Source organism: Streptomyces sp. NBC_01622 (assembly GCF_045209635.1).
Taxonomy (GTDB): domain Bacteria; phylum Actinomycetota; class Actinomycetes; order Streptomycetales; family Streptomycetaceae; genus Streptomyces.
Genome location: NZ_CP109293.1, coordinates 1,315,808 through 1,329,785, shown reverse-complemented (window position 1 = coordinate 1,329,785; position 13,978 = coordinate 1,315,808). Strand labels below are relative to the sequence as shown.

Here is a 13,978-nt window from a genome sequence, read left to right as displayed (position 1 = left end):
GTGTACTTGTCCGCCGATCTCCGAAGTGCACAGGGCCCGCCTCGTCACGCTCACCGGATCACCGTTGAACACGCCGAGCATCACCTCGCCGTCGACCGGTGACGCGGCGACGGCGTCACCAGTGAACAGCACGCCGTGCTCCGGCAGATGGAGCGCGATGCTGCCGTCCGTGTGGCCGGGGGAGTGGACGACATGAGCGCAGCCTCCGAAGTCCAGGACGTCACCGTCCTCCAACTCCGTTAGCATGCCCGGGCGTTGGACTTCCCCCTGTGGCAGATGCCTGACCGCCCCGATATGGATCGGCCGCTCCCAGTCCTCGAACACCGGTGGCGGGCCCGGCACTTGACCGCGTACGACCGGAGCGTCCAGTCGATGCGCGAGCACCTCCGGACCGCCCAGCGTGGCCAACTCGGCCGCCCCGCCCATGTGATCCTCGTGGAAATGGGTGAGGACGATCCGCTCCACGGCCCCTGGATCCCGCCCCAGCGAGGTGATCGCCGCCGCGATGCCTCTGCTGAGGGCAGAGCTGGTCAGCTGGCCGCGTAGTTCTGGAGGAACAACGCCTCCGTCACCGACAGGCGCTCCAACTCCTCCGGGGACACGCTCTCGTTGACCGCGTGGATCTGGGCCTCCGGCTCGCTGAGGCCGATGAGGAGGATCTCGGCCTGCGGGTAGAGGGCGGCGAGGGTGTTGCACAGCGGGATGGAGCCGCCCTGGCCGGCGTACTGCATCTCCTGGCCGGGGTAGGCGACCGCCATCGCGTCGGCCATCGCCGCGTACGCCGGGCTGGTGGTGTCGGCGCTGAAGGGCTGGCCCTGGCCGATCTGTTCGGTGCGGACGCGGGCGCCCCACGGGGTGTGGGCCTCCAGGTGGGCCTGGAGCAGCTTGGTGGCCTCGGCCGCGTCGACGCCCGGCGGGACGCGGAGGCTGACCAGTGCGCGGGCGCCCGCCTGCACGGAGGGGGTGGCGCCGACGACCGGCGGGCAGTCGATGCCGAGGACCGTGACGGCCGGGCGCGCCCAGATGCGGTCGGCGACGGCGTCGGAACCGATCAGCTCGACGCCGTCCAGCACCTTGGCGTCCTGGCGGAACTGCCCCTCGTCGTACGACAGCCCGTCCCAGGTGGCGTGGGCGGCGAGCCCGTCGACGGTCGTCGAGCCGTCCTTGGCGCGCAGCGAGTCCAGTACGCGGATCAGCGCGGCGAGCGCGTCGGGCGCGGCGCCGCCGAACTGCCCGGAGTGCAGGTTGCCTTCGAGGGTGTCGATCTGGATCCGCACCAGGGTCATGCCACGCAGGGTCGAGGTGACCGTGGGCAGGCCGACGCGGAAGTTTCCTGTGTCGCCGATCACGATCGTGTCGGCGGCGAGGAGTTCGGGGTGTTCTTCGGCGTACCGCTCCAGACCGCCGGTGCCCTGCTCCTCCGAGCCTTCGGCGATCACCTTGATGTGCACCGGGATGCCGCCGTTGGCCTTGAGGGCGCGCAGCGCGAGCAGGTGCATGATCACGCCGCCCTTGCAGTCGGCGGCGCCACGCCCGTACCAGCGGCCGTCGCGCTCGGTCAGTTCGAAGGGCGGGGTGGTCCAGGCCGCCTCGTCGAGCGGCGGCTGTACGTCGTAGTGGGCGTACAGGAGCACGGTCTTCGCGCCCTCGGGGCCGGGCAGGTAGCCGTAGACCGACTGTGTGCCGTCCGGGGTGTCGAGCACGGCCACGTCCTGGAAACCCTCGGTGCGCAGCGCGTCGGCGACCCAGTTCGCGGCGCCCTCGCTCTCGCTCTTCGGGAACTGGTCGAAGTCCGCCACCGACTTGAAGGCCACCAGCTCGCTGAGCTCAGTTCTTGCCCTGGGCATCAGCGAGGCGACGGTCTCGGCGACCGGATTCGACGACATGGGCACGCTCCTTGTGGGTGCGACGTTGTACGAATGATGCCGTCGATCCTCCCACAACGGCCTGTGGCGATGTCCGCCGTAGGATGCGGGGGACAGGTGCGGCAGCGGCTTGATCGGGAGCAGTAGACCATCGTGAGCAGCGAGAACTCTTCGGCGGACGACGTGCAGCGGGTGTGGGACGTCGTCGTGGTGGGCGCGGGACCCGCGGGGGCCTCGGCCGCCTATGCGGCGGCCGTCGCGGGACGGCGTGTGCTGTTGCTGGAGAAGGCCGAGTTGCCGCGCTACAAGACGTGCGGCGGCGGCATCATCGGACCTTCGCGCGACTCCCTGCCGCCGGGCTTCGAGCTGCCGTTGAAGGACCGGGTGCACGCCATAACGTTCTCGAACAACGGGCGATTCACCCGCACCCGCCGGTCCCGGCAGATGCTGTTCGGGCTGATCAACCGGCCCGAGTTCGACCAGCAGCTCGTCGAGCACGCGCAGAAGGCGGGCGCCGAGCTGCGCACCGGCGTCACAGTGACACGAGTCGAGCAGCACGGCTCCGCGGTGCCGGACCGCCGTACGGTCGCCGTGGTGCTGAGCGGCGGCGAGACGGTCCTCGCGCGGGCCGTCGTCGGCGCCGACGGCAGTGCCAGCCGCATAGGGGCGCACGTCGGGGTCAAGACCGATCAGGTGGACCTGGGCCTGGAGGCGGAGATCCCGGTGCCGGACACCGTCGCCGAGGACTGGAAGGGCCGGGTGCTCATCGACTGGGGCCCGATGCCCGGGAGTTACGGCTGGGTCTTCCCCAAGGGTGACACGCTCACGGTCGGGGTGATCTCCGCGCGCGGTGAAGGCGCCGCCACCAAGCGGTATTTGGAGGACTTCATCGCCCGGCTCGGCCTCGCCGGCTTCGAACCGAGCATCTCCTCCGGGCACCTGACCCGCTGCCGGGCGGACGACTCGCCGCTCTCGCGCGGGCGGGTGCTAGTGTGCGGGGACGCGGCGGGACTCCTGGAGCCGTGGACCCGGGAGGGCATCTCGTTCGCGTTGCGCTCGGGACGGCTCGCGGGGGAGTGGGCGGTGCGGATCGCCGAGGCGCACGACGCCGTGGACACCCGCCGACAGGCGCTGAACTACGCGTTCGCGATCAAGGCGGGGCTCGGCGTGGAGATGAGCGTCGGCAAGACCATGCTCGCGGTCTTCGAGCGGCGCCCCGGACTGTTCCACGCCGCCCTCACCGGCTTCCGGCCGGCCTGGAAGGCCTTCATGGACATTACCCGGGGTTCGACCACACTGGGCGAGCTGGTGCGCAGCCACCCCATGGCGCAGCGCGCGCTGACCGCCTTCGACCGCAGGACCGCGGAAGCCGTGCCGCCCGTGGAGGCGGTGGAGTCCGCGGAGGGCGAGGTCAGCTCCTGACCGTGACGTGGAAGACCGGGTGGTCGGGGGCGATCCGCCGCAGCTCGTCTTCGGAGGAGTCGGGGCCGACTCCTCCGAAGAACACGCCGACCTCGGCCTTCCAGCGCTTGAGGTAGGCGCGCAGCAGCGGCACCTTGTCGTCGCCGGTGACCTCGGTCGCGGTGAACACGTCCACCTTTTTGCCGAGCCGCAGTTCGCCGCCGCCCGCCGCCCGCATGTTGTGTGTCCACTGGACGTGCCCGCGCGGGGCGACGAGGTACTGCTGTCCGTCCACCGTCAGCAGGTTCACCGGGGTGGTCCGCCACTCGCCGCTCTTACGGCCGCGGACCGCGAGCACTCGTGAGCCCCAGACGCTGAGACCGCGGCGGGTGAACCAGGCGACGGCGCGGTTGAAGACGTTGACCGTGAACCAGCCGGGCTTCTGGACGTGCGTGCTCATGACGACTCCTGGGTTTTGGAGAGCGCGGCTCCCTTTTGTGAGCACTGCTCTCGCTCTCGGGAACAGTCTGCACCGGTTCGGCGATCCAGTGCAAGAGCGGTGCTCTCTTTTCTGTTCGCCGCTCTCGTTTGTGTGCACTGATCTGAATCCATGCCACACTTGCCCGCATGAGCACCACACAAGGCGCCCGCGCCCGAGCCAGGATCGAGGTCACCGCGGCCATCAAGGACGAGGCGCGCAGACAGCTCGCCGCCGAGGGCGCCGCGAAGCTCTCGCTGCGCGCCGTGGCCCGTGAACTGGGCATGGTCTCCTCCGCCCTGTACCGGTACTTCCCCAGCCGCGACGACCTGCTGACCGCTCTCATCATCGACGCCTACGACTCCCTGGGCGAGGCCGCGGAGACGGCACACTCCGAAGTCGCCGACGCCGCCCCGCTGCGCCGCTGGACGGCCGTGTGCGAGGCGGTGCGCACCTGGGCACTCGCGAACCCGCACGAGTACGCGCTGATCTACGGCTCACCGGTCCCCGGCTATGTCGCCCCCGAGACGACCGTCCCGTCCGCCTCCCGCGTCGCCCTCCTCCTCATCGGTGTCGCCCAGGACGCCCACCGGGCCGGCACCCTCACCGAGCCCCCGCTCCCGCCCGGCCTGCGCCCCGAGGCGGACCGCATGATCGCGGACTTCGCCGACGGCCTCCCGCCCGGGTCGGCCATCGCCCTCGTCGCCGCCCTGGCCGAGACCTACGGCCTGGTCAGCTTCGAACTCTTCGGCCAGTTCCGCCGCGTCGTCGAGGACCGCGAGCAGTTCTTCCGGCATGCCGCGGAACGGCTGGCTCGTGAAGTGGGGCTCGACTCCGCAGCGGGGCCGGCGGCGGCCAAGGTCTCCTGAGTCGGGCTCAGGAAGGCACCCTCAAAAGGGAGTTGTGGGATAGTCGGGGCACTTTCCCGGGTGAGGGGGTGCCTTCAGGGCGATGAACACCTTGTGGAGTGTGGTGACCAGTGCGGCCAGTGGCGTCTTGGCGACGGTGTTCCTGTCCTGCAGCCGGCGCGGGCGGCGGATTGTGGGCCACTGGTGCCGCTATCCGAAGAGATACCTGCGGCGCAGACGACAGGAGCAGCTCAGACAATTGGCCGAGCAGGCTCAACCAGGGGCCGAATGCCAGGGTTGGCTCACCGATCCCGTCGACAAGGACACGGTGGGCGCAGAGGTGACGATCTCGGGGAGAGTCGTCGGCAAACCTCAGGACAAGGATCTCTGGATCGTCCATCGCACGGTGGCCCCCGGTGAGGTGTGGCCCAAGCGCAGGATCACTGCGGATCCGGACGGCTGGTTCACGGCGTCCACCGTCGAGGGAGGCGCGTTCGGGTCCCTGGCCGTGGCGCTCCTGCTGACTCCGCACGCCGTCAGCCACGACTTCGAGGCGTGGGCCGATCGAGGGCGTCGCACCGGACGCTTCCCCGGGTTCGTCCTTCCTGCCTCGGCCCGGGAGCTGGCACACGCCGTCGTACGGATCGATCGGGACCGGTAGGCGACCTGCGATCACGGGTGTGGACGTACTCCCCGGGAAGTACGTGTGATCACCCCGTCCGGCTGACGCCCGCGAGGCGGCCCGGCGGCTAGCGTGACGTGCATGGACGAGCAGCGCGTATCCGGCGGCGGGCCACCCCGGTGGCGGCGCCACGGACCGCCGTGGTGGAGCGGTCCGGAAGGGGAGCCGACGGCCCCGAACCGGTGGCCGTGGCGTTCCACGCTGCTGGTTACCGTGTTCGTGCTGGTGGGCAGCAGCTTCGCCGGGCACGGCCAGCCCGACCGCGTCCCACTCGACCCGTACGCGCGCGTGCTGCTCGTCGCCGGATCGGTGCTGCTCCTGTGGCGCCACCGATACCCGGTGGGCGTGGCCTTCGGGACCGTGCTCGCCGCCGTGCTCTACTTCGGCGCCGGATACCCGTACGGCCCTGTCTTCCTGCCCGTCGCGCTCGGCTGCTTCAGCGCGGTCGTCGCCGGGCGCCGCTGGGCGGCCTGGACCGCGCTCGGCGCGCTCTGGGCGGCGCACCTCCTGATCGCGCACTGGCTCTACCGGTGGCTGCCCCCGCAGCACGACCACGCGATGCCCTGGGGCCGTGAACTGGCCGTCGCCACCTGGTTGGTGGCCGTCGCCGCGATCTCCGAACTGGCCCGCACCCGCCGCGACCAGTGGGTCCGCGACCGCGCCGAGCGCGCCCAGGCGGCCCGCCGCCGCGCCGATGAGGAGCGGCTGCGGATGGCCCGCGAACTCCATGACGTCCTCGCGCACAGCATCTCCGTCATCAACGTCCAGGCGGGCGTCGGCCTCGCGCTCCTCGACTCCGACCCCGAGCAGGCCCGTACGGCTCTCACCACGATCAAGGCCGCCAGCAAGGAGGCGCTCGGCGAGGTCCGTCAGGTCCTCGACAGCCTGCGCACCCCGGGCGACGCGCCACGAGCCCCGGCTCCCGGCCTCGACCGGCTGCCCGAACTGGTGCAGCAGGCGGCGAGCGCGGGCCTCACCGTCGAGGTAGAGGGAACCCCGCCCCGCCTCCCGCCCGGCACCGACCTCGCCGCCTTCCGCGTCGTTCAGGAGGCCCTCACCAATGTCGTACGGCACTCGGGTTCACGGCACGCGCGCGTGCACGTCGACCACGATCCCCGGGAGCTGCGGCTGCGCGTCGACGACGACGGGCCCGCGACCGGCGCGGAGGCCGGGGGCAGCGGCAACGGGCTGGCCGGGATGCGGGAGCGGGCCGCCGCGCTCGGTGGCACCATCGAGGCGGGCCCGCGCCCGGACGGCGGCTTCCGGGTGCTCGCCGTACTGCCGTTGAAGGGCACACCGAAGGAGGACGACCGGTGATCCGGGTACTGCTCGCCGACGACCAGTCGCTGGTCCGCGCCGGCTTCAAGGCGCTGCTGGACGCGCAGCCGGACATCGAGGTCGCGGGCGAGGCCTCCGACGGTGAGGAGGCGGTGCGCAAGGTGGGCGAACTGCGCCCCGACGTCGTCCTGATGGACATCCGCATGCCGCTGCTCGACGGCCTCGCGGCGACCCGACGCATCACCGGGAACGGCGATCTGGAAGACGTGAAGGTCGTCATGCTGACCACCTTCGAACTCGACGAGTACGTCTTCGAGGCGATCCGCTCCGGCGCCTCCGGCTTCCTCGTCAAGGACACCGAACCGGACGAACTCCTGCGCGCGGTAAGGGCGGTGGTCGACGGCGACGCACTGCTGTCTCCCGGGGTGACCCGCCGTCTGATCGCCGAGTTCGCGGCCCGCTCCAAAGAACCGGCGACCGCCGACGCCCTCACCCAGCTCACCGAGCGGGAACGGGAGGTGATGGCCCTGGTCGGTATCGGCCTCTCGAACGAGGAGATCGCCCGCCGCCTGGTCGTCAGCCCGCTCACCGCGAAGACCCATGTCAGCCGCACGATGGTGAAGCTGGGCGCCCGGGACCGGGCCCAACTGGTCGTGCTGGCCTACGAGTCGGGGTTGGTCCGCCCCGGCTGGCTGGGCTGACCCGCCGCCCGCCGATACCGGTACAGCACGGTCGCAACGCGCACGAAGAACACGACGGGCAGCAGCACGAGCCCCGCTCGCGTCAGTAACGTCTCGACCGTGCCCGGCAGTTCGAACAGCCACACCGGACCGGCGACCGCCCCGAAGACGACGACAGCCGCGAACACCGCGCTGACCAGCGCGTATCCGATCTCGACGGTCATGGCGTCCCGCTCGGCCTGTGTGCGCCGTCCCCCGGTCATGCTCATCCGGGAAGTCTCACACGTGTGCGCCCGACGGAGCAATCGGCTCCGCCGGGCGCACATTCCTCGTAAGTCGGCCTGGTGTCAGCCGCGTCCCAAAGGGGCGCGGGAACTGCGCGACCAGCCACGACGGACCCGCAGACGAAACACCGGCGTCCGGCGGAGCCCCTAGTCGCGGACCGCCACGCGCTCCGCCTCCGCCTCCTTCACAGTGGACTTGGCGACCACGAGGGTCTGCTGGTCGCGACGGCCGCGCAGCCCCGGCAGGGTGATCAGCAGCCCGGCGAGCGCGATGAACGTCACCACGATGAGCCCGGGCCGGTAACTGTCCAGCACCGCCTGCGGGGTGGCGTGCGCGGGGGCGTGGGCGGTGACCACGGCCGTGACGACGGCAAGGAAGATCGCGCCGCCCACCTGGACCGAGGTGTTCAACAGCCCCGAGACCATGCCCTGTTCGTGGTCCTCGACCCCGTTCGTGGCCTGGATGTTCAGCGAGGGGAAGACCAGCGCGCAGGCCGCACCGATCAGCACCATCGACGGCAGGATCACCGCCGCGTACCCCGGATCGAGGCTGACCCGCAGGAACAGCGCGTACCCGACGACCATCAGCGCGAAGCCCGTCGCGATCAGCCGCTGGGTGCCGAACCGGTCGACGATCGAGCCGACCTTCGTCGAGGACACCGCCACCACCGCTCCGGCCGGCAGGAAGGCGAGCGCCGTGTGCAGCGCGGACCAGCCGAGCAGCGACTGCATGTACAGCGTGACGAGGAACTGGAAGCCGACGTACGACCCGAAGAACGCCATCGCGCCGAGCTGGGCGCGGATCTGGTTGCCGGAGCGCAGCACCCCGAGCCGGATCAACGGCCCGGCGGAGCGCCGCTCGACGTACACGAAGACACTCAGCAGGACGGCAACGGCCAGGAAAGACAGGAGAGTTCGCGCCGACGCCCACCCGGCCTCGGGAGCCTGTACGACGGTGAAGACCAGCAGCAGCATCGACGCGGTGCCGAGGACGGCGCCGGGGACGTCGTAGCCGTTGTGGTCCTTCTCGCGTTCGCTGCGGGGCAGCAGCTTCAGGCCGGCGAGCAGGGCGATCAGCGCGATGGGCGCGGGAAGCAGCATGGTGAGCCGCCAACTGGCCTCCGTGAGCAGGCCGGAGAGCACCAGGCCCATCGAGAAGCCGGTGGCCGCGCAGGTGGTGTAGATGGACAGGGCGCGGTTGCGCAGCGGGCCCTCGGCGAAGGTCGTCGTGATGATCGACAGACCGGCCGGTGCGGTGAAGGCCGCGCTGAGGCCCTTGATGAAGCGGCTGGCGATCAGCAGCGGACCCGAGTCGACGAGCCCGCCGAGCAGTGAGGCCACCGCGAAGACTCCCAGGGCGACCAGGAAGACCTGGCGCCGGCCCAGCAGGTCGGCGGTCCGGCCGCCGAGGAGGAGCAGCCCGCCGTATCCCAGGATGTAGCCGCTGACGATCCATTGGAGTGTCGAGGTGGAGAGGTCGAGTTCGGAGCCGATGGAGGGCAGGGCGACGCCGACCATCGACACGTCCAGCGCGTCCAGGAACATCGCGGCGCAGAGCACCAGCAGGGTGCCCCACAGCCGTGGGGTCCAGCGAACCGCCGACGACGGGGCCGCGGGAGGGGAGAGCGGAGAGGTCATGCCGCAGAGACTACATGCGTATGCATCGAATGCAAACGCATTTAATTACGGTGCAATAAACCCGCTTCTCTGCTACGGTGCGCTCTCATGGCGGCGAAGAAGGCCGAGCAGGCGCTCGTGGACCAGTGGCGGGAGATGCTGGCGCTGCACGCCCGCACCCAGTGCGAACTCGACCGCACCCTGCACCAACACGGCCTGTGCGGCAGCGACTTCGAGGTGCTGGACGTGCTGGCGGGCGACGCGTGCGCCTACCGCGTTCAGGAGATCTCCGAACGTGTCCACCTCAGCCAGAGCGCCCTGTCCCGCCTGATCGCCCGGCTGGAGAAGGACGGTCTCGTCGAGCGCGGCATGTGCGCGGAGGACCGCCGGGGCGTGCGCGTGACCCTCACGGACAAAGGGCGCGACCTGCATGGCGAGGTACTCCCGCTGCAGCGCGCGGTGTTGACGAGGATGCTGTCCGACTGACGGACCGTCAACTCCAGGTGATCGCCGACTTCTCCCGCCACAGCGCGGCGAGCGCCGCGTCCCCGGAGACGGTCGGGAACGGCGTCCGGTTCCACAGGGCGAGGTACAACTGCCCAGCGGGACCGGCCAGTTCGCAGTCGGCTTCCCCGGTGCCGCCCCGCTCGGCGGCGGGCGGCCGCTGAGACAGTCGTACGGTCCACACGGCGTCGTCCGTGTCCGTGGCCCGCACCCGCAGCACCCGGGGCTCCGCGCTGCGTACCCTGCTGCGGCTGCGGCCGTGGAAGCCGCGCAGCAACTCGTCGATGCCGTCGGCCGCGAAATCCGGGGCGATGGCGGTCGGGGTGCCGCCGCGTGCCGACTCCGCGTCCAGCCGGTGCACGGTCGTCTCATGTGCCTGCCGTCTGGCCCAGAACGCGAGCGGCGACGGAGCCGGCAGGAAGTACCAGCACGCCACGTCGGGCGGGGCGGCGGCGAGGGTGTCCACGAGGCGACGGTGCCCCTGCCGGAACCAGGCCACCAACTCGGCGCCGTCCAGCTCCGGCAGACCGGCGTCGGGGTGGTACGCGGTGTGTCCCTCGGCGACGAACGCGGTCGCCCAGTGATGCACCATCCCCGTGTGCCGCAGCAGATCCCGCACCCGCCACTCCGGGCAGGTCGGAACCTCGGCGTCGGCGCCCGCCTCCTCGGCGGCCGAGGCCAGCAGGCCGCCCTCCCGGTCGAGGGTCCCCACGAACGCATCGGTGTCCATGCGGCCGAGTGTGTCGTATGAAGCGCGGTCGAAGGGGAGGGGGGCGGCTGGGCGGGTCGCGTCAGCCGGTGGCGAGCGCCTTGCGCAGCACGGACACGGCCATGGTGATGGCGGCTTCGGCCGCATGCGTCTCGCGCAGGGCGTTGAGCATCACGAAGTCGTGGATGATGCCCTGGAAGCGGACCGCGGTGACAGGGACTCCGGCCTCGCGGAGCTTGTTGGCGTAGGCCTCGCCCTCGTCGCGCAGGACGTCGGCCTCGCCGGTGATGACGAGGGCCGGGGGCAGTCCGGTGAGCTGCTCGGTCGTCGCCCGCAGCGGGGAGGCGGTGATCTGGGCGCGTTCGGTCTCGTCGGTCGTGTACTGGTCCCAGAACCACTGCATGCCGTCGCGGCGCAGGAAGTAGCCTTCCGCGAACTGGTGGTAGGAGGCGGTGTCGAAGCTCGCGTCGGTGACCGGGTAGAACAGCACCTGCTGCACCAGGGGGACGTCGCCCCGTTCCTTGGCCATGAGGGTGAGTGCGGCGGTCATGTTGCCGCCGACCGAGTCGCCGGCCGCGGCGATGCGGGTGGCGTCCAGATCCTTGGACGCCCCCTGCTCCACGACCCACTTGGCCACGGTGTAGTTCTGCTCGATGGCGACCGGGTAGCGGGCCTCGGGGGAGAGGTCGTACTCCGGGAAGACCACCGCTGCGTGTGCGCCGACGGCGAGTTCGCGCACCAGCCGGTCGTGGGTGTGGGCGTTGCCGAAGACCCAGCCGGCGCCGTGGATGTAGATGATCACGGGGAGCGTGCCGGTGACCCCGGCCGGGCGCACGATACGGGTCCTGACCTGTCCGGTCGGGCCGCCGGGGACGGTGATCCACTCCTCGTCGACGGCGGGCTTCGCGATGTCGCCGGACTGCACCTCGTCGACCGCCTTGCGGCCCTCGGCCGGGGCGAGATCGAAGAGATAGGGCGGGTTCGCGGTCGCCTCGGCGAAGGCCTGGGCCGCGGGTTCGAGGACGGGGCGGGGCGCGGTGCTGTCGGTCATGACGATCTCCTCGGATCGGGTGCCGCGGGCGGAGTCCGGCGGGGGTTCGGCCGGTGGTGCGGCACGAGGATGAGAGTAGCGCACGATTAAGTCGTGCACAACTTAAGCGTCCTCGATAGGATCGACCGGACCCGAACGATAAGGTGGTGATTGCCCTGAAGAGCACCGGAGCGAGGAGCCGCACCATGAGCCCAGCCGCCGCCGAACCGGCCGAGGGATCGCTGCTCCTCGACGACCAGCTGTGCTTCGCGCTGTACGCGGCCTCCCGCGCGGTGACCGCCCGCTACCGGCCGCTGCTCGACGAACTGGGCCTGACCTATCCGCAGTACCTCGTCATGCTCGTCCTCTGGGAGCAGGACTCGATCTCCGTACGGGAACTGGGCGCCGCGCTCCAACTGGAATCCAGCACGCTCTCCCCGCTGCTGAAGCGGCTGGAGGCGAACGGACTGCTGCGCCGTGAACGCCGGCGCGACGACGAGCGCTCGGTCGCCATAAGGCTCACCGACACCGGCGCGCGGATGCGGGAGCGGGCCGCCGCCGTGCCCGTGTCGATCGGCGACGCGATGGGTCTGACCCCCGACCAGGACGCCCTGGCGAAGCAGCTCCTCCGGCTGATCACGGCCAACGTCGCCGCCGGCTGACCGGCCTCCCACCTGCGCGTTCATGCCCTGCGGAGCAGTGTGTCGTCGCCGCTGTTCAGCTTAGTTTGCAGGTCCAACGGCATCTCCAGGACCGGGTCCCCGGTATACGGTCCGAAGCGATTTCCCGAAAAGAAATGGCTTACGTCAATGGAGATTCAAGCCGAACAACCACGTCAGCCTCCGGGCCCCGGGACGCGACTGACGGAGTCGGCACCGTCACCCCCGTCGTAGCCGCCCACGGAACGCCACGCGCAGTTCACACCCGGTCAATCCGCCCCGTACGACGTCGAAGAGGTGCCATGCCGACCCTGGTCTCCGAAGTCTCGCCTCCGTCCCCCCAGCCGGACTCCCCGTCCCGCCACGTCACCGCCACCATCCTGCTGGCCTGCCTGGGAGTCTTCGTCTCCTATCTGCCGGTCGTCGGCGTGTCGGTGGCGCTTCCGGTGATGCAGCAGGCGCTGGACGCCTCCACCACCGGGCTCCAGTGGATCACCGACGCGTTCATCCTCCCGACCGCCGCCCTGCTCCTGACCTGCGGCGTCATCGGTGACCTCTTCGGCCGCAAGAAGATGTATCTGATCGGCCTGGCGCTGTCCTGCGTCGGCTGTCTCGTCGCCCTCACCGCGCACAGCGTCGTCCAGGTCTGCGTCGGCCAGGCGCTCACCGGAGTCGGCACCGCCGCGCTGCTCCCCGCGACCCTCGGCCTGATCAGCCACGTCTGCCCCGACCATCGCAAGCGGGCCGGCGCGATAGCCCTCTGGACGGCCGCCCTCGGCCTCGGCCTGACCCTCGGCCCCCTCTTCAACGGCCTGATCGTCGAACACACCAGCTGGCGCTGGATCTTCCTGCCCACCCTGGCCATCGGTGCCCTCACGGTCCTGGTCGGTGCCTTCGTCCTGGTCGACTCCCGCTCCGACCGCGAACGCCACCTCGACATCCCCGGCCAACTCCTCGCGATCGTCGCCATCACCGGCATCGTCTACGGCGTCATCGAGGGCGGCGGCGCTCCGGGCTGGGGCTCGGCGGAGGTCGTGACCGCGTTCGTCGTGGCCGCCCTCGCACTGCCGGCCTTCGTGGTCGTCGAACTGCGCTCCCGCTGCCCGATGCTGGACATGCGCCTGTTCAAGTCCACGGCGTTCTCCGGGGCCGCGTTCGTCATGGCGCTCACCCTGTTCGCACAGGTCGGCCTCGTCTTCTCGCTCAGCGAGTACTTCGGCCTCGTCCACCACGCCTCGACCTGGGACATCGGGGTGCGCCTGATCGCCCTCAACGGCTTCACCGTCGTCCTCGGCCCGGTCGTCGGCCGGCTGATGCACCGCTTCTCGCCCGGCCTCGTGCTGGTGACCGGTTTGCTCGTCGGCGGCATCGGGGCGCTCCTGGTGAACCTCTTCGACGCCACCACCGGCACCGGCGAAGCGGCCCTGGTCATCGCGGTGTTCGGCATCGGCATCGCGCTCGCGATGGCCCCGATCACCACGATCGCCATGAACAGCCTGCCGCGCCGCCTCGGCAGCACCGCAGGCGCCGCCAACAGCGCGCTCCGGCAGATCGGCAGCGCCCTGGGCCCGGCCATCTTCGGCGTCATGCTCACCAACCGCACCCTGGACACCCTGCCCGGCCACGTGGCCGCGTCCGGCCTGAGCCCGGCCGACCAGGGCCAGGTCATCGGCACGGTGAACGGCGCCGGCATCCAGGCGGGCGCCTTCCTGCACCTCAACTCCGGCGAGGCGACCGGCCAGGCCCTGGCCGCCTACGGGGCGAGCTTCACCGACGCGCTGCACACCTGCGCCCTCGTCGGCGGAGTCGGCATGCTCGTGGCAGCCGCCGTAGCCCTCGTCACGATCGGCGTCCGCGCCCGCGCCCCGCACACGGAGACGGAGTCCGCGGTGGCGACACAACCGGCCGCCGGAGCAACGGCCGTTGGCGAGACCGGCTGACCA

The 13,978-nt window shown here is 70.8% G+C and carries 14 protein-coding genes and 1 pseudogene; 8 read left to right on the top strand and 7 right to left on the bottom strand.

What is annotated here, in order from left to right; translation table 11 throughout:
• Positions 1 to 57 precede the first annotated feature (57 nt).
• Both OH768_RS06170 and OH768_RS06165 read right to left on the bottom strand, forming a co-directional pair.
• A pseudogene (locus OH768_RS06170) lies at positions 58 to 507 on the bottom strand (MBL fold metallo-hydrolase); the annotation flags it as partial.
• 23 nt (positions 508 to 530) lie between these two features.
• A complete protein-coding gene (locus OH768_RS06165) occupies positions 531 to 1,886 on the bottom strand; it encodes a dipeptidase (protein ID WP_406450836.1) in 1,356 nt (451 codons plus the stop codon).
• Positions 1,887 to 2,018: 132 nt separating this feature from the next.
• Here OH768_RS06165 and OH768_RS06160 point away from each other — a divergent pair, with 132 nt between their 5' ends.
• A complete protein-coding gene (locus OH768_RS06160) occupies positions 2,019 to 3,287 on the top strand; it encodes a geranylgeranyl reductase family protein (protein ID WP_406450834.1) in 1,269 nt (422 codons plus the stop codon).
• Here the strand turns inward: OH768_RS06160 and OH768_RS06155 are convergent.
• Complete coding sequence (locus OH768_RS06155) at positions 3,277 to 3,726, bottom strand: nitroreductase family deazaflavin-dependent oxidoreductase (RefSeq protein WP_406450832.1); 450 nt, start codon at positions 3,724 to 3,726, stop codon at positions 3,277 to 3,279. The genes OH768_RS06160 and OH768_RS06155 overlap by 11 nt on opposite strands.
• Positions 3,727 to 3,893: 167 nt before the next feature.
• On the opposite strand from OH768_RS06155, the gene OH768_RS06150 reads away from it, so the two are divergent.
• The 4 genes from OH768_RS06150 (at position 3,894) to OH768_RS06135 (ending at position 7,253) form a co-directional block, all read left to right on the top strand.
• Positions 3,894 to 4,613: a TetR/AcrR family transcriptional regulator gene (locus OH768_RS06150; RefSeq protein WP_406450830.1), complete on the top strand. Its 720-nt coding sequence runs from the start codon at positions 3,894 to 3,896 to the stop codon at positions 4,611 to 4,613.
• A gap of 82 nt (positions 4,614 to 4,695) precedes the next feature.
• Positions 4,696 to 5,253, top strand: a complete 558-nt coding sequence (locus OH768_RS06145) for a hypothetical protein (protein WP_406450828.1) — start codon at positions 4,696 to 4,698, stop codon at positions 5,251 to 5,253.
• Positions 5,254 to 5,355: 102 nt separating this feature from the next.
• Complete coding sequence (locus OH768_RS06140) at positions 5,356 to 6,591, top strand: sensor histidine kinase (protein WP_406450826.1); 1,236 nt, start codon at positions 5,356 to 5,358, stop codon at positions 6,589 to 6,591.
• Entirely contained in the window at positions 6,588 to 7,253 is a 666-nt protein-coding gene (locus OH768_RS06135; RefSeq protein ID WP_406450824.1) for a response regulator, read from the top strand. The genes OH768_RS06140 and OH768_RS06135 overlap by 4 nt, the downstream gene beginning before the upstream one ends.
• Here OH768_RS06135 and OH768_RS06130 read toward each other — a convergent pair.
• Positions 7,214 to 7,501: a DUF6332 family protein gene (locus OH768_RS06130; protein ID WP_406450822.1), complete on the bottom strand. Its 288-nt coding sequence runs from the start codon at positions 7,499 to 7,501 to the stop codon at positions 7,214 to 7,216. The genes OH768_RS06135 and OH768_RS06130 overlap by 40 nt on opposite strands.
• Positions 7,502 to 7,663: 162 nt before the next feature.
• Positions 7,664 to 9,154 (bottom strand): MFS transporter, encoded by a 1,491-nt coding sequence (locus OH768_RS06125; protein WP_406450820.1) that lies wholly within the window; start codon positions 9,152 to 9,154, stop codon positions 7,664 to 7,666.
• An 87-nt stretch (positions 9,155 to 9,241) separates the two neighbouring features.
• Here OH768_RS06125 and OH768_RS06120 point away from each other — a divergent pair, with 87 nt between their 5' ends.
• A complete protein-coding gene (locus OH768_RS06120) occupies positions 9,242 to 9,619 on the top strand; it encodes a MarR family transcriptional regulator (RefSeq protein WP_359612612.1) in 378 nt (125 codons plus the stop codon).
• 7 nt (positions 9,620 to 9,626) lie between these two features.
• Here OH768_RS06120 and OH768_RS06115 read toward each other — a convergent pair whose 3' ends face one another.
• Both OH768_RS06115 and OH768_RS06110 read right to left on the bottom strand, forming a co-directional pair.
• Positions 9,627 to 10,367, bottom strand: coding sequence for a maleylpyruvate isomerase family mycothiol-dependent enzyme (locus OH768_RS06115; protein WP_406450818.1), 741 nt, complete (start codon positions 10,365 to 10,367; stop codon positions 9,627 to 9,629).
• A 61-nt stretch (positions 10,368 to 10,428) separates the two neighbouring features.
• Entirely contained in the window at positions 10,429 to 11,397 is a 969-nt protein-coding gene (locus OH768_RS06110) for an alpha/beta hydrolase (protein WP_406450816.1), read from the bottom strand.
• Between the two features lie 185 nt (positions 11,398 to 11,582).
• Here OH768_RS06110 and OH768_RS06105 point away from each other — a divergent pair, with 185 nt between their 5' ends.
• Both OH768_RS06105 and OH768_RS06100 read left to right on the top strand, forming a co-directional pair.
• On the top strand, positions 11,583 to 12,038 hold the full coding sequence (locus OH768_RS06105) for a MarR family winged helix-turn-helix transcriptional regulator (protein WP_406450814.1): 456 nt from the start codon (positions 11,583 to 11,585) through the stop codon (positions 12,036 to 12,038).
• A gap of 299 nt (positions 12,039 to 12,337) precedes the next feature.
• On the top strand, positions 12,338 to 13,975 hold the full coding sequence (locus tag OH768_RS06100) for an MFS transporter (protein WP_406450812.1): 1,638 nt from the start codon (positions 12,338 to 12,340) through the stop codon (positions 13,973 to 13,975).
• The last annotated feature ends 3 nt before the right edge of the window (positions 13,976 to 13,978 follow it).